We start from the raw sequence: 19,766 nt of genomic DNA on the forward strand, positions 1-19,766 counted from the left end.
CCTAAGCATTTTATGCTTAGAGCCCTGTGAACTATTTCTCATCTGCTACACGCAATATTTTGATATCTTTTAGTAATTCTCTGACCACATAGCTAGCCATGATTAACCCGCAGGCAGAAGGCACGAATGCATTAGAAGATGGCGGCATTTTCGCCTTCCGAATCTCAGCTTTTTCGTTACCAACCACTTTTCTTACATCCTCGCGAATGACAATTGGGCTTTCATCTGAGAAGACAACCGGAATGCCTTTGTGAATTCGTTCTTTACGCAATTTTGTTCTGATTACCTTAGCAATCGGGTCTGTATGCGTCTTTGAAATATCCGCGATTCGGAAGCGAGTGGGATCCATTTTATTGGCGGCACCCATACTTGATATAATAGGGATATTTCGCTTTAAACATTCCTTCATCAAATGGATTTTATACATAATCGTATCAGAAGCATCAACAACAAAATCTAACTTGTGGCCGAAAATTTCTTCATATGTTTCCTCTGTATAAAACATCTTTAGGGAAATAACTTCACAATCGGGATTAATATCCTTAATCCGCTCCTCCATAATTTCAACCTTAGGTCTGCCTACAGTGGACAGCAAGGCAATTAATTGGCGGTTAACGTTAGTAATATCAACATCGTCTTTATCGATCAACACTAGACGGCCGACTCCAGAACGGGCAAGCGCCTCCGCGGCAAAAGAACCGACGCCGCCAATCCCTAATACGGCAACCGTGCTGTTTTTCATTATATCTAGGCCTTCTTTACCAATTGCAAGCTCATTACGAGAAAATTGATGCAGCATAGTGTTCACTCCAAAATTAAATTCAATTTATTTTATTATTTTTTCACCTTAAAAAATATATCATACTTTCCTGAAAACAGAAGCACCTAGAATGATTTTTTTATCTTTTGGATAATATCTTGATAATCCTCATAGGTGTCTGCATCTAAAATGGTCCCTTCATCATCTATGGGAATTTGGAAATGTTTATCGGCAAACTTAAATATCGCTTTTGCCCCTTGATCTCCGGTTATTTCACCAACATATGAAAACAGCTGTGAAGATATAAAAACTGGATGTCCTGGAATACTGTTGTAGATTGGCTGAATAATGTACTTTGATTGAATTGCGTTCGTTTCGAAGATTGTCTGGATCATTTGTTGTATGGTTGACTTCTTAAGTAAAGGCTGATCGCCCAGAAAGGCCATTAGACCGCATGTTTCATCATTGCATTGCTGAACAGCTGTTTTTATTGAACTGCTTAAACCTTGATTAAAATGGATGTTGCTTACCCATTTAAAGCGCTGATCAGGAATATGTATGGCATCTTTAATTTTATTTTCATTATGGCCGATTATTGCCATCACATTATCAAATGGGAAGGATAAAACATTCCTTAGCACCAACTCAAGCATAGGAATCCCTTGGATAGACAGCAAAGGTTTAAAATCCCCCATTCTTGAGGAGTTGCCTGCCGCTAACACAACAGCTGTAATGGGAATCAAATGGACCATATTTAATCCCCCATCTGCTCATTCATTGCTAAATTCATGGCATATTGGTAAACCGTTTGAAACGGTACCTTTTGCTCCCTTGCCGCTCTTGCAACATCCTCATATTCCGGAGCTTGGTGAAGGATTTTATTCCCCCTGCAGGCCTGCTTCACCTTAATTGGCCCATATGGAGTTTCAACCTCAATAAATCTTCTGTCAAGAATATTGCGGCTCCACATGCTTCTTCGGACCCCTAAGGTAGTAGTCTCTTCCAATAAAATTTGTTCACAGCGGTCTGCCTGGTTTAAGGAAACCAAAACGGTTACAAGGGTGCCCGGCCTATTTTTCTTCATGTAAACAGGGGTATAAAAAACATCAAGAGCTCCTGCAGCCAGCAGGCGTTCCATCGCAAACCCAAGACCCTCACCAGTCATATCATCAAGCTGGGCTTGCAATATATAGATAGATTCCCGTTCTTGAATTGGGTCTTGCTTAATAAGGGAGATGAATAATGCCCTTAGAACATTCGGGTGGTCAAAATCCTCTTCACCTGCCCCATAACCCACCTTGTCCACAACAAGACCGCCAATAGGCATAAATTTTTTCACAAGCGCCCGCAAGATTGCTGCCCCTGTTGGTGTGGTCAATTCTCCTTGGACGTTTAGTTCTGCAAGCGGAATCCCTTTTAGCAGCTCAAGCGTGACTGGAGACGGTATTGGATAAAGCTCGTGAGCTGTCATTTTGTGGCCAAAACCTGCCGGAACGGGTGATGCGAATATTTCTTCGATTTCGAGGCTTTCAAGCGCTAGGCAAAAGCCAATGATTTCGATTATAGAAGCTATTTCAAAATAAACCTCATTGGAGTCGATACCATTTAGCTTTCCTTTGGCATTTGCGAATTCATAAAATATTGCCAGACTGCGATCCTTAGTTTTATCTGGGAGCTCACTTTCTGCAATTATTTTAGATATCTCTTGCGCACTCTGATGTTGCTTTTTTTCCGATTGGTAAAAGATGCTTATTTTTTTTGCAGCAATGCCTTGATTCGTAATGTTATGTACTTCGATTCCAAACGGCTCTATTGGTAACCTTCTCAAATGACCAACTATGTAAGAGATGTCGGCTCCTATATCGATTAGTGCGGCCAAAGCCCTGTCCCCGGCAATGCCAAAAGTACAATCAAGATAGAGCGTATTCATTATTGGCTTCCACCCATTCTTAATTTTTTGTATATATCAAAAATGAAATAAAAACCTTCTGCCATCACTGACAGAAGGTGTGTTTGCGAAAAAAACGAAGAGTCCCAATGGTGCCGTCGCTTTTTGATCCTTCGTTTTGATCCCGCACTCAGCAGGGGGGTGTCCTATTCCTGTTATTGTAAGTCCCCTTACTCGCAATGGAGTGGGGCATTTACGCATTCAGAAAACTCCGGACTCCCAAATAAACAATGTTCGGTCAAAACTTCAGGTAACACAACGTACATTTCAGGACTCTTCTTGATTGATTTAATCATAGCATATTTTCAAAGCACCTTCAAGGTGACCATGTGAACTAATGCCTGCTATTTATTAATTTTTAGTGACAAATTTAGTTCCTGTAATTGGGCCTCGGAAACCTCGCTTGGTGCAGCCATTAACAAGTCGCTTGCGCTCGCTGTCTTAGGGAAGGCAATCGTATCGCGAAGGTTCGTGCTGCCAGCTAACAACATAACCAATCTGTCGAGCCCAAGGGCGATTCCGCCATGCGGTGGTGTACCGTATTCAAAAGCATTCAGCAGGAAGCCAAATTGTTCTTTTGCCTGTTCAGGCGTAAAACCAAGAACACTGAACATTTTCTCCTGAATATCCCGTTCAAATATTCTTAACGATCCGCCGCCTAGCTCATAGCCGTTTAATACAAGGTCATAGGCTTGGGCGCGAACCTTGGAAGGATCAGTATCTAAGTACTCCAGATCTTCTCTGACAGGCATCGTGAACGGATGATGAGCAGCATAATAACGGCCATCTTCTTCTGAGAATTCAAGCAGCGGCCAGTCTGTCACCCATAAGAAATTGAAACGGCTTTGGTCGATTAGCTCTAATTCCTTGCCAAGCTTTAACCGTAAAGCTCCCAGCGCGTCAGCTACTACACTCTTTTTATCAGCTACAAACAGCAGCAGGTCGCCTTCGGAAGCTTCCAGTGTAGCTTTCAGGGCTGCAGCATCATCTTCAGAGAAGAACTTTGAAATCGGTCCTTTTAGTCCATCTTCTTCTGCTTTTAGCCAAGCCAGACCTTTCGCACCATAAACAGCCACAAATTCGGTCAGCGCATCGATATCTTTTCGGGAGTATTGAGCCGCTGCACCTTTTACATTAATCGCCTTCACTTGTCCGCCGCTCGAAACGGCAGAAGCAAATACCTTAAAGCCAGACTCTTTTACAATTTCCGAAACATCGACTAGCTCCAATCCAAAGCGGGTATCAGGCTTATCCGAACCGTAACGGCTCATTGCCTCGTCATAGCCCATACGCGGGAATGGCGTTGCCACCTCTACACCTTTTACTTCCTTCATCAGTTTGGACATCATTTTTTCCATTAAGGCCATTATGTCCTCTTGACTTAAAAAGCTTGTTTCAATATCGATTTGTGTGAATTCCGGCTGGCGGTCTGCACGCAGGTCTTCGTCGCGGAAGCAGCGGGCAATTTGATAATAGCGTTCTACGCCACCAACCATCAATAATTGCTTAAACAGCTGCGGCGATTGCGGCAGTGCGTAGAATTCACCAGGATGCACGCGGCTTGGAACTAAATAATCACGGGCTCCTTCTGGTGTACTTTTGGTCAAAATCGGTGTTTCAATATCCAAAAAGCCTTCCCCATCAAGGAAGTTCCTGATTTCTTTTGTCACTTGGTGACGCATCTTTAATGTTTCAAAAATGACCGGACGGCGGAAGTCCAAATAACGGTATTTCAGGCGGACATCCTCAGAAGCGTCGGTCCTGTCAGAAATGGTAAATGGCGGTGTTTTTGCCTCGTTAATGATCGTTACCTTTTCTGCTTGAACTTCAATTTTTCCTGTTTTAAGATTTTCATTAATTGTTCCAGGTTCGCGGGCAATGACTGTGCCGACTATATCAAGAACATATTCATTACGGATTTTTTCCGCTGTTTCTAAAGCTTCTTTTGAAACATCCGGGTTGAAAACAATCTGAACAATCCCGGATCTGTCGCGCAAATCGATAAATATTAATCCGCCAAGGTCGCGTCTTCTTTGAACCCATCCCTTTAACGTTACTTTTTCCCCAACTGCGGTCTCTGGCACTTCGCCGCAAAAATACGATCTCCCAAACATGCTAAAAATCCTCCTTTATGCTTTTAAACCTTGAAAATAGTTGACGAGGGAATTCAGTTCAACCTCCACTTGTTCGCCTGTCTCCATATTTTTTACATTAATTTTATTGTTTTTTAATTCATCATCGCCAAGAACAGCTACATAACGCGCCTGTAAGCGGTCAGCAGCCTTGAATTGAGCTTTAATTTTTCGATTTAAATAATCCCGCTCTGCGGAAAAACCAGCCAAACGAAGCTGCTGCAGGAGGCCGACAGTGTAATCCTTTGCTTCCTCTCCAAGTGCTGCAAGGTAGCAATCAATCCCTTGATTGATTTCCATTTCAATGCCTTCTGCTTTAAGAGCGGCAATGAAACGCTCAATACTTAAAGCAAAACCGATGCCCGGTGTTTCTGGACCGCCGATTTCCTCGACCAGCCCGTTATAGCGGCCGCCCCCGCAGAGTGTCGTAATGGCACCAAAGCCCTCGGCATTACTCATAATTTCAAAGGCGGTGTGGTTGTAATAATCCAGACCACGGACAAGGTTTGGATCTACCTCAAATTCAATATCAAGCTGGGTTAAATACTGCTGGACTTTTCCAAAATAAGCTTTAGATTCTTCATTGAGATAATCAATGATGGACGGTGCCGTCTTCATTAGCTCATGGTCGCGATCCTGTTTGCAATCCAAAATTCGAAGCGGATTTTTTTCCAAACGGTTTTGACAGTCCGAACAAAACTCACCGATTCTTGGTTTGAAATGATTGATTAGCGCTTCACGGTGCGCATTTCGGCTGTCCTTGTCACCAAGGCTGTTAATGATCAGCTTCAGCTTTGATAAACCCATTTCTTTATATAGATTCATCGCAAGCGAAATGACTTCCGCATCAATCGCCGGGTCGTTGCTGCCTAATGCTTCAACGCCAAATTGGACGAATTGGCGGAAACGGCCAGATTGGGGACGTTCGTATCGAAACATCGGCCCCATATAATAAAGCTTGATCGGCTGGCCTGGAAGCCCAAACATCTTTTTCTCCACAAATGCCCGTACAGTGGAAGCCGTTCCTTCCGGTCTTAAAGTAATGCTGCGGCCGCCCTTGTCTTCAAATGTATACATCTCCTTTTGAACGATATCGGTGGTGTCACCGACACCTCTGGAAAAAAGGTCCGTGTGTTCAAAGATAGGAGTTCGGATTTCCTGGTATTGATATTTTTCACAAAGTTCTCTAGCCTTCTCTTCAATCATCTGCCATAGCTCTACTTCTCCTGGCAATATGTCTTGGGTTCCTCTTGGTATGTTTATTAACATGCCAATGACCTCCTTAAATACGTATTTATGTATGGCGGTTCAAAACAAAATAAAAAAACTCCCATCCCTTGTATAAAAACAAGGGACGGAAGTTTATTCCGCGGTGCCACCCTAGTTGAAGCGCGCTTAAGTTCAGCGGCTTCCTCTCAAACAGTTAACGCCTGCCACGTTCTTCTCCTAATAGAGGAATACCCTTTTTCAGAGAGAAACCTACGGAGTGTTCATTCATTAAGATTCATGCAAAAATGCTTTCAGCCCAGGGCATTTTCTCTCTTTTCATGGATTGTCTTAACTACTATGCTCCATCATTGGTTTTATGCAAATAATATTTTGATTATTTAATAATAATACGGAGCAACAGCAACTTTTGTCAAGCAAGTTTTAAGATCGCTCCAAACGTTTTTTTAGCTTTCTTACATCCCTCATCGTTAATCCATATTCAGATGCAAGCTCATAGGAACCAGAATGCTGTTCTTTTTCAATAAAATCATGGAAATCCATACCGAACAGCCGGCCATTCATTGATTGGATGTCCATTCCCTTGTCACTTGACCGCATCGCAAATCCCCCCTGTTAAACTTCCTTTTGTGTTTATTCTTTCCATCTCGGGAGAAAAAATTTCATCACTTTTTATTTTTTAATAAAGCTTGTCCAAAAATGACCATTTAAGGAATGATTTTCAGTATATTTTACGTTAAAATAAAATGGTAAAGGAGGAAGATATGCACAAAAAGTTTAGTCTGCTATTATTATCTATCATTCTTTTTTTGGGAGCCTTCCTGCCTGAAGGAAAAAGCAGCGCTGCAAGCGGCAGCGTATCGATTGCCGTGGATTCGCTTAATGTTCGCACCGGACCCGGTTTAAGCTATCCATTATTGAAGCAAGTGAACCGCGGCGAAACATTTCCAATCGTAAAAGAGCAAGGAGAATGGATACAAATTCAAGTTTCCTTTGCCAAAACAGGCTGGGTAGTCAATTGGCTCGTAACAAAGGATAATGAACAAACAGCCAAAGCCGTCTCCTCTTCCGGTCAATCTGCTGCAACTGCCAATTCCAGTCAATTAAGAATCCGAACCGGCCCAGGGACAAGCTTCCGCGTCATTGGTTCTTTAACAAAAGGTCAAGCAGTTAAGGTAATTGACCAAAATGAAAATTGGTACAAAATCTCCTCAATGTTCGGGGAGGGCTGGGTTGCGAAGGAATTTATTGATTTAAAAACAGCTGGGCAGCAGGAAAATAGTTCAACTACTAATGCGGGTAATAAAACAAGTACACGTGCCGGTGCCGATACGGGCAGTGTAATTGGCGACACGTTGAATGTAAGGCAGTCACCAAATGCAGCAAGTCCGGTTATCGGGAAACTGACAAAAGGGACAAGTGTGGCGATTTTATCCCAGCAAAATAAATGGGTACAGGTTAGCTATTTAAATGTGAAGGGCTGGGTCAGTGCTGAATTTATTAACCTTGATTCGGAGGTCTCAAAAGATACAGCGAAAATCAAGCAAACAACCAGTATGTCCGGTTTTGTTACCGCCGATAGTTTAAGAGTTCGCTCCGGGGCTACTTTAAATTCCTCAGTGATTGGAACTGTAACAAGAGGACAACGCTTTACTATCGTTGAAGAGAACAATAACTGGGCAAAAATAGAGTTAAAATCAGGCAGCTTCGGCTGGGTATCCGGGTTTTATCTGGATAAGAGCGGAACAAAGACCTCTTCGGATGCTGGACAAACTGTAAAGGAAAGTGCCATCACCATTCTGCAAAATGGAACTAACATCCGTAAATCGCCTAGCGTACAATCAGATGTAGTGGTGCGGGCAAATGAAGGTAAAGCTTATTCTGTCAGCAGCGTGCAGAATGATTGGTATGAAATTAAACTGAAAGATGGAAGTACTGCTTATGTAGCCGGCTGGGTCGTCTCGTCTAACGGCTCTGTACCGCAGATTGAGAAAGCAGGAGCAGAAGGCTATTTGAAAAATAAAACGATTGTCCTTGACCCAGGTCACGGCGGCGGCGACAATGGAACAACGGGAGCGAACGGGACATTAGAAAAGGATTTGACACTTCGGACTGCCCGTCTTTTATATGATAAATTGAAGGCAGCCGGAGCAAATGTCTATCTTACAAGAAACAATGATTCCTTTATTTCCCTGCAGTCTCGGGTTGGAATGGCCCATTCATATAATGCGGATGCGTTCGTCAGTCTCCATTATGACAGTGACTTAGATCGAAGTGTGCGCGGAATGACAGGCTATTATTATCACGTTTATCAAAGAAATCTGGCTGACACCCTATACAACGCTGCGGTAGGACAAGCGAAACTGAAAAATCGCGGAGTTCGCATTGGCGATTATCATGTCATTCGGGAAAATAATCAAAAAGCTGTACTCATGGAGTTAGGTTATTTAAGCAACCCGGAAGAAGAAATGACTTTGAACTCCAGCACTTACCAAGAAAATGCTGCATCAGGGCTGTACGAGGGACTTGCAAGATTTTTTAAAGCAAATTAAAAGAGACTGACCAGGTCAGTCTCTTTTTAACGCTCTAAAGCAGTTATTTGCTTTCGACAATTAACGTTACAGGGCCGTCGTTAGTTAACTGCACATCCATCATAGCCCCGAATTGACCGGTTTCGACATGGACTCCTTTTTCACGTAATAAGCGATTGAAGGTTTCATAAATTTCCACCGCATATTCGGGTCTCGCCGCTTTGATGAAGCTTGGCCGTCTTCCGTTGCTGCAATCCCCGTAAAGGGTAAATTGCGAAACGGACAAAATCTCCCCGCCAACATCCAGCAAGGACATGTTCATTTTTTCGTTCGCATCCTCAAAAATTCTTAAATTGACGATTTTATCTGCAAGATATGCAGCATCCTCTATCTTATCGTCATGGGTGACTCCAACAAGCAGGACAAGACCTTTCTCAATCTGCCCAATCACCTCGCCACCCACCGTTACTTTGGCCGCCTTGCTACGTTGAACTACTATTCGCATCACAAAAACTCCTTTAATTCATCATCCGGCGAACCGAGTAAATATCAGAAATCTGTTTAATTCGGTCAACGACCTTTTGTAAATGAGCAACATTATGAATCGCAATGGACATGTTAATCATCGCCATCTTATTGCGGTCCGTTTTGCCGGATACGGCGGAGATATTTGTTTTCGTCTCGTTCACAGCCTGCAGAACCTCGTTTAACAGCCCTCTCCGGTCATAGCCGCTGATCTCGATATCGACATTGTATTCTTTCCGGTCATTTAAGGCGGATTCCCATTCTACCTGAATAAGTCTCGACTGGGCATCGCCGGTGTCAATATTCGTACAATCCGAACGGTGAACGGAAACGCCGCGCCCTTTCGTAATATAGCCGACAATTTCGTCCCCTGGAACAGGATTACAGCACCTGGACAAGCGGATTAGCAGATTATCAATGCCTTGGACACGGACTCCAGATTCGCGCTTTTTAGACTGCGGGAACGCCTTTAAATCAGTAATCGCATTCGCAAGGCTTGCTGACTGCTCCTGATCTCGTTTTTTGCGCCATTTTTCCGTTAAGCGGTTGGCCACCTGGAGCGCAGTTACCCCATTATAGCCGACAGCCGCATACATATCCTCTTCATTGGTAAAATTAAATTTTTCGGCTACTTTTTTAAGATTGTCTGGTGTTAAAATTTCTTTAATATCAAACTCCAAATTCCGGATTTCCTTTTCAACCAGCTCTTTGCCCTTGACGACATTTTCATCGCGGCGCTGCTTCTTAAAGAAAGCGCGAATCTTATTTTTCGCCTGAGATGTTTGCGCAAGCTTTAACCAGTCCTGACTCGGTCCATAGGAATGCTTGGAGGTTAGAATTTCAATGATGTCGCCCGTTTTCAGCCTGTAATCAAGCGTAACCATTTTGCCGTTCACTTTGGCTCCAATCGTCTTATTGCCTATTTCTGAGTGAATCCGGTAAGCGAAGTCAATCGGAACAGAACCGGACGGCAATTCAATTACATCGCCCTTTGGTGTAAAAACAAACACCATATCCGAGAAGAGATCAATTTTTAATGATTCCATAAACTCTTCAGCATTAGCTGTATCGTTCTGGAACTCAAGAATTTCTCTAAACCAGGTTAGCTTTTGTTCAAAGGAAGAACTATCGCTGAGGGATTTTCCCTCTTTATAGGCCCAGTGGGCGGCAACCCCGAACTCGGCGATGCGGTGCATTTCAGACGTACGGATCTGCACCTCAAGAGGATCGCCTTTTGGACCGATAACCGTGGTATGAAGGGACTGATACATATTCGGCTTTGGCATCGCAATATAATCCTTGAAACGCCCCGGCATCGGCTTCCAGCATGTATGAATAATCCCTAAAACGGCGTAGCAATCCTTTATGCTATTGACGACAATACGAACAGCGAGCAAATCATAAATTTCACTGAATTGCTTATTCTGCAAGGCCATTTTCCGATAAATGCTGTAAATATGCTTGGGACGTCCAGAAAGATCTGCTTTAATGGAGACATCAGAAAGGCGCGCCTTCACTTCGTCAATAACATCGTCAAGATATTGCTCCCGCTCCGCCCGCTTCTTCTTCATTAAGTTGACGATCCGGTAATATTGCTGCGGATTTAAATATCGTAATGCAGTATCCTCAAGCTCCCACTTAATTGTTGAAATACCAAGACGATGGGCTAAAGGGGCAAATATTTCAAGTGTCTCATTGGCAATCCGACGCTGCTTTTCCAACGGAAGATGCTTTAACGTCCGCATATTATGCAAACGGTCGGCAAGCTTAATAAGGATAACCCTGATGTCCTGTGCCATGGCCACGAACATTTTCCGATGGTTCTCCGCCTGCTGTTCCTCATGAGATTTATATTTAATTTTCCCCAGTTTCGTAACCCCATCGACAAGCATAGCCACTTCGGCATTAAAAGTATGTTCAATATCCTTCAAGGAAACATTCGTATCCTCAACGACGTCGTGAAGAAAACCTGCCGCCACCGTTGATGGATCCATTTCCAAATCAGCCAAAATGCCGGCGACCTGAATTGGATGGATAATATATGGCTCACCTGATTTACGATATTGATCACGATGAGCATGCTTAGCAAAATCATATGCCTTCTTGACTAATTCCACATGCTCTTCGTTTAAATATTTTCTTGTCTTGTCGATGACTTGGTCGGATGTTAACACTTGATCATTCGCCATGAAATCACCTTTTTTATTTTCCATCTCGTTTTATGAGCCATCAGCATTCTTTTTATAAATCTGACGAGCTTGTTGTTTCTCTATATGCCAAAAAACGGAATTTGTATTTTTATATAAATTCAATCTAGGAAAAATTGTTCCTAAATTAGAATGATTGTTACTATTATCGAAAAAAATAACCAAGATGTAAAGAGTTTAATCTTTTTTCATTATATAAAGAGAGCACTCATGCTTTCGAGTGCCCTCATGAAACGTTAATACTGCATTAATGTTAGTATATCATAATCATCAAGCTTGCTTCTGCCGTTTAGGTAAGTCAACTCGATGATAAAGGCGATTCCAGCCACTACACCGCCGAGCTGCTCAACCAGCTTAATCGTTGCATCAATCGTTCCGCCGGTTGCCAGCAAATCGTCCGTAATCAAGACACGCTGACCAGGTTTTATCGCATCTTTATGAATGGTTAAGACATCTGTCCCATATTCCAGTCCATAACTGACGTTAACTGTTTCACGAGGAAGCTTTCCTTCCTTACGAACTGGAGCAAAGCCCACTCCAAGAGAATACGCAACCGGGCAGCCAATGATGAAGCCGCGCGCTTCAGGTCCAACTATAATATCGATGTCCTTATCCTTGGCATAGGCGACGATTTGGTCTGTCGCATATTTATAGGCCTCGCCATCACCCATTAAAGGAGTAATATCTTTAAAAACAATACCTTGTTTTGGGTAATCCGGTACAATTGCCACAAACTTTGTTAAATCCATTCCTTTACTGCCTCCTCAATTACAACTGACTCACCAATAATCCCATCAAACCAGCCTTTTAATTCTTGATAGGATGAAAACAATAATTCCCTTTCAAGATCATATTGGTTCTTTTTCAATTGATAGGTTGGCGAATAAGTTAAATCGCGCTTTTGCGCTGACCGATTTAAAGTAATAAAACCATTATTTATTGTAACAAAATCCAATTCATAAAACACCTTTGACAAAAAATTAATCGTTTCCTTTGACCAGCCGCGGCGCTTGGCGATATCATCGCCATACCTTTTCAAATCAATAGGTCCATTTTTCAAAAGAAAAGCATAATACCATTTAAAATGTTCTCTTGTCGGTAAGGTGCTGAAAAAATCACTGGATTCTTTATAAAAATAAGCGTAAATCCTTCCAGGCTTATTCCCCTTTAACAATTCCGTTAAAAGCTCTTTTGAAGATGGAAAATCTGCTAGTATAATGTTACCCTCATAGCCATTAAATGCACTCGCTTCCATTGTGTCCCGGATCATAATGCTTTCCTGTTGAAGGTTTGGAGCAAGTTTTTCAAGATGGGATTGATTAAAAAAGATAATCTTCCTATTTTCTGCAGGCACCTTAGCAGCAATGCTATTCAGCCGCTTTTGGCCGCGAAAATCAAACAGCTGCCACGACTGTACAGCAATGTCCTGTACCATGATTTGCGGTTTACGTATATTGTTCCATTCATTAATCGATAATTCACCAATTAACGAAATTTTAGCCGATGGAGAAATCTCATCAACAATGGAACCCAAACCGAAGCCTACTCCATCAAGATTGGCGTCATTTTCACTAAGCGATAGTTTCAGATGATTTTGTTCGCTGCCGATTTTTCTGATACTGGCAACATCCACCTGATTGATTAACACCTTTGGTTTGGAGTTATCCATTCCGAATGGTGACAGCAGGTTCATTTCTTCCAAGGAGGTTAAATGAATATCCTCTAGATGAACCTCTTCATCAAGAAAGGTTACCGGAATAAAATCCTCATCCGTTAGGAGGTCATCGGCTAACTTATTTAAGCGCGCCCTTAGGATTGGTACGTCATCAATTTTCAGTGTCATTCCTGCAGCCATGGGATGTCCGCCAAAATGAGGCAGGATTTCCCTGCAAGTTGATAAATTATGAAAAAGATCAAAACCGGGAATACTGCGTGCCGAGCCCTTTGCCAGCCCTTTTTCATGGTCAAAACTTAGCACGATTGTCGGGCGGTAATATTTTTCAACCAGTCTCGAGGCGACGATCCCAATGACACCGGCATTCCAGCCTTCCTTGCCAATCACCAAAACCTTGTTGGCCTCAATCGGGAAATTCTTTTCAACTTCCTCAATTGCCTCTTCGGTTATTGTGTTTACGATGGTTTGCCTTGTTTTATTTAGGACATCCATCTCAGCGGCTAATTCCTCTGCCTCCATAGAGTCATCGGTAAGAAGGAGACGGACCGCCAAATCGGCATCCTCAAGCCTGCCTACGGCATTGATACGAGGTGCGAGTGTAAAACCAATGGTTTCTTCATTTATTGTTTGCGAATTAACACCAGCGATTTTAAAAATGGCCCGCAAACCAATGTTCTCAGTGACCTTCAATCTTTCTAGGCCCTTTTTGGCAATCAGCCGGTTTTCGTCTTTTAAAGAGACTAAATCGGCGATTGTACCAATCACCGCAATTTCAAACAAATGCTCAGGCACTTTTCCATATAAAGCGTGGGCTAATTTAAAGGCAACCCCCACACCAGCAAGTTCGCGAAACGGGTAAATGCTGTCAGGCAGCTTTGGATGAATAATCGCCAAAGCTTCCGGCAAAACAGGCCCTGGTTCATGGTGGTCCGTAATGATTAAATCCACACCCAATTCCTTTGCCACCGCCGCTTCATGAATAGCGGCAATTCCGGTATCTACGGTAATAATCAACTTTATTCCTGCTTCCGCCGCATGGCGAAATGCAGGCTCATTAGGGCCATAGCCTTCTGTAAAACGGTTTGGAATATAGAATTGGACGTCTGCCCCTAAATCTCTGAGTGTAATTATTAACACGGATGTACTACTGACACCATCCGCATCGTAATCGCCAAATATAAGAATCGGTTCCTTCCGTTCGATTGCTTCACGAATACGTTTAACAGCGATATCCATCCCTTTTAACAAATAAGGATCGTGGAAGTCATCTTTTCCAAATAAAAAATACCGTGCAGAATCAACGGTATCTAATCCGCGGTTAACAAGCAGCGAAGCCACTAGAGGTGTAATTTTCAACTCGTTTTCCAGTTCTTTTACTAGGGTCGGATCTGATTCACGAACAATCCATCTTGTTTTAGACTTTAACATGTAGAAGTTCACCCCTTTAGACCTTCTTATTATACAGGAGCATGAGGTCCCTTTCAATGATGGATATATTAGCCAAAATAAAACCGCAGCCTGGGCTGCGGTTTTGTTTTTTATTATACTTGCGGCTGATCCGAATACTTTCTTTTTTCTTTAACGGTTTTGATAACGCCTTTCTTTTTAAGCTCACGTGTTTTAAAAACGTACCATAATGGACCGGCGACACAAATGGATGAATACACACCAGTGATTAGGCCGACAAACAAGGCGATCGAGAAGTTCTGAATGGACGGACTGCCAAAGATTATCATCGCAACAACTGTTACTAATACGGTAAAGACTGTATTAACAGAGCGCGTCAATGTCTGTCTGATACTTAAGTTAAGTACATCGGCAATATCTTGATTCGTTTTAAGACGCTTCTTCTTCTGCATGTTTTCACGCATCCGGTCGAAGGTAACGATTGTATCGTTAATCGAATAACCGACAATCGTTAAGACGGCAGCGATGAACGTTAAGTCGACCTCCAGTCTTGTGATGCTGAAGAAAGCAACCATGAAGAAGGCATCATGCAATAAGGAAACAATGGCGGAAACAGCCATCGCCCATTCAAACCGAATCGTAACGTAAAGAATAATTCCAATTGATGCGATAATCAAGGAAATAAACGCATTCTTTGCCAGTTCTTTACCGACCGTCGGCGAGACGGTGCTGACATTTGGCTCTGCCCCAAATTGCTTTTGGAAGTCTGATTTTAACTTAGCAATCTCATCCTTTGATAGTACATCCTTCGTACGTGCAGATCCAATTTCCTTTTTATCCCCGGAAATCACAATATCATCCGGCTTAATATGATGCTTATTTAAGGCCGTTTCGACCGTTTGTGATGTTAAAGGGTTATTAGATAAGACTTCAATCCTGGTTCCTTTTGAAAAGTCAATAGACAAATTCAAACGGAACACAAGGAGCAGAACTAAACCGACGGTTAGCAGCACTCCGGAAATAATGAAGAACACCCTTCTGCCTTTAACAAAATCCAGCTTATCAAATCGTGTTGGCAAATCCAATGTATCAAAGTTTTCGGCAATATCCTTAATCGCAGACTTCTTAACAGCAAACCAGCCCGGCTTTTTATTCAAGAAACCGCTGTTTACCCAGAATCCTAAGAATAAGCGGGACGCGAAAACGGCTGTCACAAAGCTTAGCAGGATACTCACCAATAACATCGTAGCAAAGCCTTTAACCGAGCTTGTACCATAGAAGAACAGCACGCCGGCGGCCAAAATCGTTGTCAGGTTGGCATCAAGAATCGATGAAAAGGAATTCTTACTTCCTGCTTGGAACGCGGATTTAATGGATTTACCAACCTTAATTTCTTCCCGTATTCTCTCATAGGTGATGATGTTGGCGTCAACAGCCATCCCCACCCCGAGGATTAAGGCGGCAATACCCGGCAGCGTCAACACTCCGTTCATCCAGTCAAAGATGAGTAAAACGAGATAAATATATAGAGATAATGTAATTGTTGCAATGAATCCAGGGAAGCGATAATACACAAGCATGAAAAGATAAATAATAGCGATCCCGATAATACCGGCCAGAATGGTTTCATTTAATGCCTGCTCACCAAAACTAGCTCCGACAGATGTAGAATATACTTCCTTCAGTTTTACAGGTAGAGCACCGGCATTTAAAAGTGAAGCTAATGTTTGTGCTTCCTCAGCAGTAAAGTTACCGACGATAGAAACCGTATTCTGGTTAAAGACTTGGTTTACTGTTGGAGCAGATAAATATTTAGGATCTTGCTTTGCTGCTTCTGCTTTAAAGGAATCTTTTCCTTCAATAAAATCAAGCCAAATGACTAAAACATTTGGAGACGTGTTGACAATTTCCTGCGTTACTGTTTTGAACTTATCAGCGCTTTTTAACGTTAACGAAACACTTGGTTTACCATTTTCGTCAAAAGTTTGCTTCGCTCCGCCTTCTTTTAAATCAGTACCGTCCATCATTAGGCGGTCATTGGCATCACGGAAGGAAAGATTTGCTTGGGTAGACAAAATTTCCCGCGCTTGATTTTGATCTTCGACACCGGCAAGCTGGACGCGGATTCGATTTGTCCCTTCAATTTGAATGTTTGGCTCGCTGACCCCGAGGACGTTAATCCGCTTATCGAGCGCTTTAGCCGTACTGGCCAGGATATCTTTGTCAATTTTCTGACCTTTTTTCGCCGGCTGCACCTCATATAAAACCTCAAAACCACCTTGCAGGTCCAATCCAAGCTTCATGTTGTTCAAAATTCCTTTTGCTGTAACTCCCATCGTACTTCCTAATAACACAACTATTAGAAGGAAGGCCAAAATTCGACTGCGTTTCACCATTATGTATTGTTCCTCCTTAAATAAAACAAAAGCACCATTTGCTTTTTCTTAGTCCAATACTGTCCAAAATCACTTCCTTCATTATGGAATATGTCAACAGCACTGTCAATTTAGAAAAAGATAGATAAGACTATTTTAAAAGCTCTTTCCATTCCTCTTCATCTTCAAGAGAGAATTCGGCAGTTTTATATGTTTCAATCGTTGCAAAGCTGATGTAATCACTTACCTTAATGGAGAGAATATCCTGGATGATTTCGTAAAGTTTCTTTTCGTCTGTTACCTTTCTCCACTTTTTCTTGGTCAGGTATTCCCAAAGCTCTGTTTCGCTGACTGAATCATAACCCAGCAAACGAAATTCTTCCAGCTTGCTCACAATAGCAGGTTTTACTTGAGTACGAAATTGCCCATAATCCATCTTCATTGCCCCCCGAAAGAAGTGTCTTTAAATTGAACTGCCGTACAAATGCTTGTCATGCTTTGTCCACCATAACGCATATAGATAATTGTATATGATATCGCCTATTTTGAGAAGGTGGGAAGTAGTATGTCAAAGTTTTTAAAGGGGACTTTTATCCTGTTAGTTGCTGGATTGATTACAAGAGTCCTTGGCTTCATTTATCGGATTGTCCTGGCGCGCAGCATTGGTGAAGAAGGCGTCGGCTTATATATGATGGCTTATCCTACATTTATCCTTGTGGTGACGATTGTACAGCTTGGGCTGCCTGTGGCGATTTCGAAAAATATTGCTGAGGCGGAGGCAAAAGGTGATCATGCCGGGATTAAAAAGATTCTTGTTGTCTCCCTTGCCACAACGATTACACTGTCCATCATTATAACGCCTGCATTATTATTGCTGGCACCAGTTTTGTCAACAACACTTTTTACCGACCCAAGAACCTATTATCCTTTGATGGCGATTGCACCGGCGGTTCCCATTATTGCTATCTCTTCTGTGTTAAGAGGATACTTCCAAGGAAGACAGAACATGCGGCCATCAGCTGTATCGCAAATTTTGGAACAGCTTGTGCGGATCACCTTAATTGCCGTTATGACCAAAGCCTTTCTCCCTTATGGAGTCGAATATGCGGCAGCGGCGGCGATGGCGGCTTCCGTTTTAGGTGAGGTAGTTTCTCTTATTTACTTAATGACAACCTTTAAATTTAAAAAACGTTTCAGGCTGCGCAAGAATTTTTTCCAGTTTGTCCATAAGGGGAAACAAACCTTTAAAGATTTGATGGAGATCGCGATTCCGACAATGGGAAGCCGAATGATTGGGTCAGTTTCGTGGTTCTTTGAGCCAATTGTGGTCGTTCACAGCCTGGCAATTGCGGGTGTGATGGCGGTTGATGCGACAAAACAATACGGCGCCCTGACAGGTTATGCAATGCCGCTGTTGATGCTTCCTTCTTTTGTGACTTTCTCGTTGGCTACCTCCCTTGTGCCAGCCATCAGCGAAGCGAATTCGCAGAAAAACTATAAATTAATAGAGTACAGGCTCCAGCAGGCATTAAGATTGACTTTTTTGACAGGCGGACTTGCTGTCATCGTGCTTTACGTGTTAGCTGATCCTCTGATGCAATTGATGTATGGTTCCACAAAGGGGGCTTATTTTATCCGGCTGATGGCGCCATTCTTTTTGTTTTATTATTATCAAGGCCCGCTTCAGGCCGTCCTTCAAGCATTGAACCTAGCAAGAGCGGCAATGATTAATAGTTTAATCGGGGCGATTGTGAAAACGGCCGTCATCTTTATCCTTGCTGCCCAGCCTGCCTTCGGAATTACCGGTGCTGCGCTAGGGATTATCGTAGGCTTTGTCGCTGTTACCCTCCTTCACTTTGCGACGGTCTTAAAAAGGATTTCCTTTCCTTTTTATATCCGCGACTACTTAAAAGGATTTTTGGTAATGGGAGCATCAGGCTGGCTGGGATTCTGGCTATTTGACAACATGCTTTTATCAGAACCTTTAGCTGTGAGAGTTCTGTCCGCTTTATTCGCGATGAGTATATCATATTGTTTAATGCTTTTATTATTAGGTCTAATTAAAAAAGATGAACTGCAAAGAATCCCATGGATTAAAAAATTTTTTATAGCAAAATAAATGAAAACTCGCCGATTGGCGAGTCCGATAGGACGGTTCATGAGGCGTAGTTCAATTTATGCGTTAAGAAGACACGCACATTTCTTGGCGTGTCTTTTATTCTTCGTCTAATAAATCAATAAAAAACTTTCCGTTTTCATAACTGCAAAAGGAAATTTTTTTAATGTCACGGTACCCCTTTTTCTTTAATTCCTGTCGAAGCCAGAGATTTGTTTTGTTTATTTTTTTTAGATTCTCCTCAACAATCGTCCCATCCATAATTAATGGAATGGTGATATCGCCATTTTTCGGCTCGTTCTGACTTCCCTTCTGTCTTTCAATCACGGACAGACTTCCAGATGACTCTAAAATAGCAAACTCAACATCTGAAATGCTGCGAATGTCCTTCTCTCTTAATTGGGTCAATAAATCATCAAAATTATAGCGCTGCTTCCGCATTGCATCCTCGTCTACCTTCCCCCTGTTAATGATAACAGTCGGCTTTCCATCGACCATATCGCGGAACCTTTTACTTTTTAAGGAAAGAAGCGCCATTACAATTTGGATAATCATGAGCAAGAACATCGGTAAAACAGCATGAAATAATTTAACGTTTGGTCTTTCGATTGCGACAACGGCCAATTCACCAATCATGATAAAGACAACGAGGTCCAGAATACTAAGTTCCCCAATTTCCCGTTTTCCCATAGAGCGAAAAATGACAAGAATAACAGCATATAAAAAAAGAGTCCTAAAAAGTATCGTTAGAAAATCTTCCACCCTATTGTCGCTCCTTTAATTGCATTCCATTATATTGTTTGCCCCTAATGAAAAAATCATGAAAGGAATAATATCCCAGATGTGCTTTTTAGGAATAAACG

At 42.3% G+C, this 19,766-nt stretch carries 15 protein-coding genes, 1 other RNA gene and 1 other annotated feature; of the genes, 2 read left to right on the forward strand and 14 right to left on the reverse strand.

What is annotated here, in order from left to right; all coding sequences use genetic code 11:
• Window positions 1–31: 31 nt before the first annotated feature.
• From ACZ5B7_RS23280 to ACZ5B7_RS23310, 7 genes are all read right to left on the reverse strand, one after another.
• Window positions 32–799 (reverse strand): tRNA threonylcarbamoyladenosine dehydratase, encoded by a 768-nt coding sequence (locus ACZ5B7_RS23280; RefSeq protein ID WP_464491140.1) that lies wholly within the window; start codon window positions 797–799, stop codon window positions 32–34.
• A gap of 86 nt (window positions 800–885) precedes the next feature.
• Entirely contained in the window at window positions 886–1,512 is a 627-nt protein-coding gene (locus ACZ5B7_RS23285; protein ID WP_464491141.1) for a nucleotidyltransferase family protein, read from the reverse strand.
• A 2-nt stretch (window positions 1,513–1,514) separates the two neighbouring features.
• On the reverse strand, window positions 1,515–2,690 hold the full coding sequence (gene larC / locus ACZ5B7_RS23290; RefSeq protein WP_464491142.1) for a nickel pincer cofactor biosynthesis protein LarC: 1,176 nt from the start codon (window positions 2,688–2,690) through the stop codon (window positions 1,515–1,517).
• A gap of 97 nt (window positions 2,691–2,787) precedes the next feature.
• A non-coding RNA gene (gene ssrS / locus ACZ5B7_RS23295) (6S RNA) lies at window positions 2,788–2,985 on the reverse strand.
• 67 nt (window positions 2,986–3,052) lie between these two features.
• Window positions 3,053–4,822, reverse strand: a complete 1,770-nt coding sequence (aspS, locus tag ACZ5B7_RS23300; protein WP_464491143.1) for an aspartate--tRNA ligase — start codon at window positions 4,820–4,822, stop codon at window positions 3,053–3,055.
• 15 nt (window positions 4,823–4,837) lie between these two features.
• A complete protein-coding gene (hisS, locus tag ACZ5B7_RS23305) occupies window positions 4,838–6,109 on the reverse strand; it encodes a histidine--tRNA ligase (protein ID WP_464491144.1) in 1,272 nt (423 codons plus the stop codon).
• A 78-nt stretch (window positions 6,110–6,187) separates the two neighbouring features.
• Window positions 6,188–6,427, reverse strand: a binding site (T-box leader).
• 63 nt (window positions 6,428–6,490) lie between these two features.
• The gene (locus ACZ5B7_RS23310) at window positions 6,491–6,667 is read right to left on the reverse strand and encodes a hypothetical protein (RefSeq protein WP_464491145.1); all 177 of its coding nucleotides are present in this window, start codon (window positions 6,665–6,667) and stop codon (window positions 6,491–6,493) included.
• Window positions 6,668–6,831: 164 nt separating this feature from the next.
• Between ACZ5B7_RS23310 and ACZ5B7_RS23315 the strand changes: the two genes are divergently transcribed.
• Window positions 6,832–8,619: an SH3 domain-containing protein gene (locus tag ACZ5B7_RS23315; protein WP_464491146.1), complete on the forward strand. Its 1,788-nt coding sequence runs from the start codon at window positions 6,832–6,834 to the stop codon at window positions 8,617–8,619.
• Window positions 8,620–8,662: 43 nt separating this feature from the next.
• Here ACZ5B7_RS23315 and dtd read toward each other — a convergent pair whose 3' ends face one another.
• The 6 genes from dtd to ACZ5B7_RS23345 form a co-directional block, all read right to left on the reverse strand.
• Complete coding sequence (gene dtd / locus ACZ5B7_RS23320; protein ID WP_213120052.1) at window positions 8,663–9,103, reverse strand: D-aminoacyl-tRNA deacylase; 441 nt, start codon at window positions 9,101–9,103, stop codon at window positions 8,663–8,665.
• Window positions 9,104–9,116: 13 nt separating this feature from the next.
• Window positions 9,117–11,312 carry a RelA/SpoT family protein gene (locus ACZ5B7_RS23325; RefSeq protein WP_464491147.1) on the reverse strand — a complete coding sequence of 732 codons (2,196 nt, stop codon included), beginning with the start codon at window positions 11,310–11,312 and terminating at the stop codon, window positions 9,117–9,119.
• Between the two features lie 254 nt (window positions 11,313–11,566).
• Window positions 11,567–12,079, reverse strand: coding sequence for an adenine phosphoribosyltransferase (locus ACZ5B7_RS23330; RefSeq protein ID WP_423799187.1), 513 nt, complete (start codon window positions 12,077–12,079; stop codon window positions 11,567–11,569).
• Complete coding sequence (gene recJ / locus ACZ5B7_RS23335; RefSeq protein WP_464491148.1) at window positions 12,070–14,433, reverse strand: single-stranded-DNA-specific exonuclease RecJ; 2,364 nt, start codon at window positions 14,431–14,433, stop codon at window positions 12,070–12,072. Before recJ ends, ACZ5B7_RS23330 begins: the two co-directional genes overlap by 10 nt.
• 113 nt (window positions 14,434–14,546) lie before the next feature.
• Window positions 14,547–16,808 carry a protein translocase subunit SecDF gene (gene secDF / locus ACZ5B7_RS23340; RefSeq protein WP_464491149.1) on the reverse strand — a complete coding sequence of 754 codons (2,262 nt, stop codon included), beginning with the start codon at window positions 16,806–16,808 and terminating at the stop codon, window positions 14,547–14,549.
• A gap of 130 nt (window positions 16,809–16,938) precedes the next feature.
• The gene (locus tag ACZ5B7_RS23345; protein ID WP_464491150.1) at window positions 16,939–17,223 is read right to left on the reverse strand and encodes a post-transcriptional regulator; all 285 of its coding nucleotides are present in this window, start codon (window positions 17,221–17,223) and stop codon (window positions 16,939–16,941) included.
• A gap of 129 nt (window positions 17,224–17,352) precedes the next feature.
• On the opposite strand from ACZ5B7_RS23345, the gene spoVB reads away from it, so the two are divergent.
• Complete coding sequence (spoVB, locus tag ACZ5B7_RS23350; RefSeq protein ID WP_464491151.1) at window positions 17,353–18,906, forward strand: stage V sporulation protein B; 1,554 nt, start codon at window positions 17,353–17,355, stop codon at window positions 18,904–18,906.
• Window positions 18,907–19,002: 96 nt separating this feature from the next.
• Here spoVB and ACZ5B7_RS23355 read toward each other — a convergent pair whose 3' ends face one another.
• Window positions 19,003–19,665 (reverse strand): DUF421 domain-containing protein, encoded by a 663-nt coding sequence (locus ACZ5B7_RS23355; RefSeq protein WP_464491152.1) that lies wholly within the window; start codon window positions 19,663–19,665, stop codon window positions 19,003–19,005.
• Window positions 19,666–19,766 lie beyond the last annotated feature (101 nt).

This window comes from Neobacillus sp. S1115, from assembly GCF_055385565.1.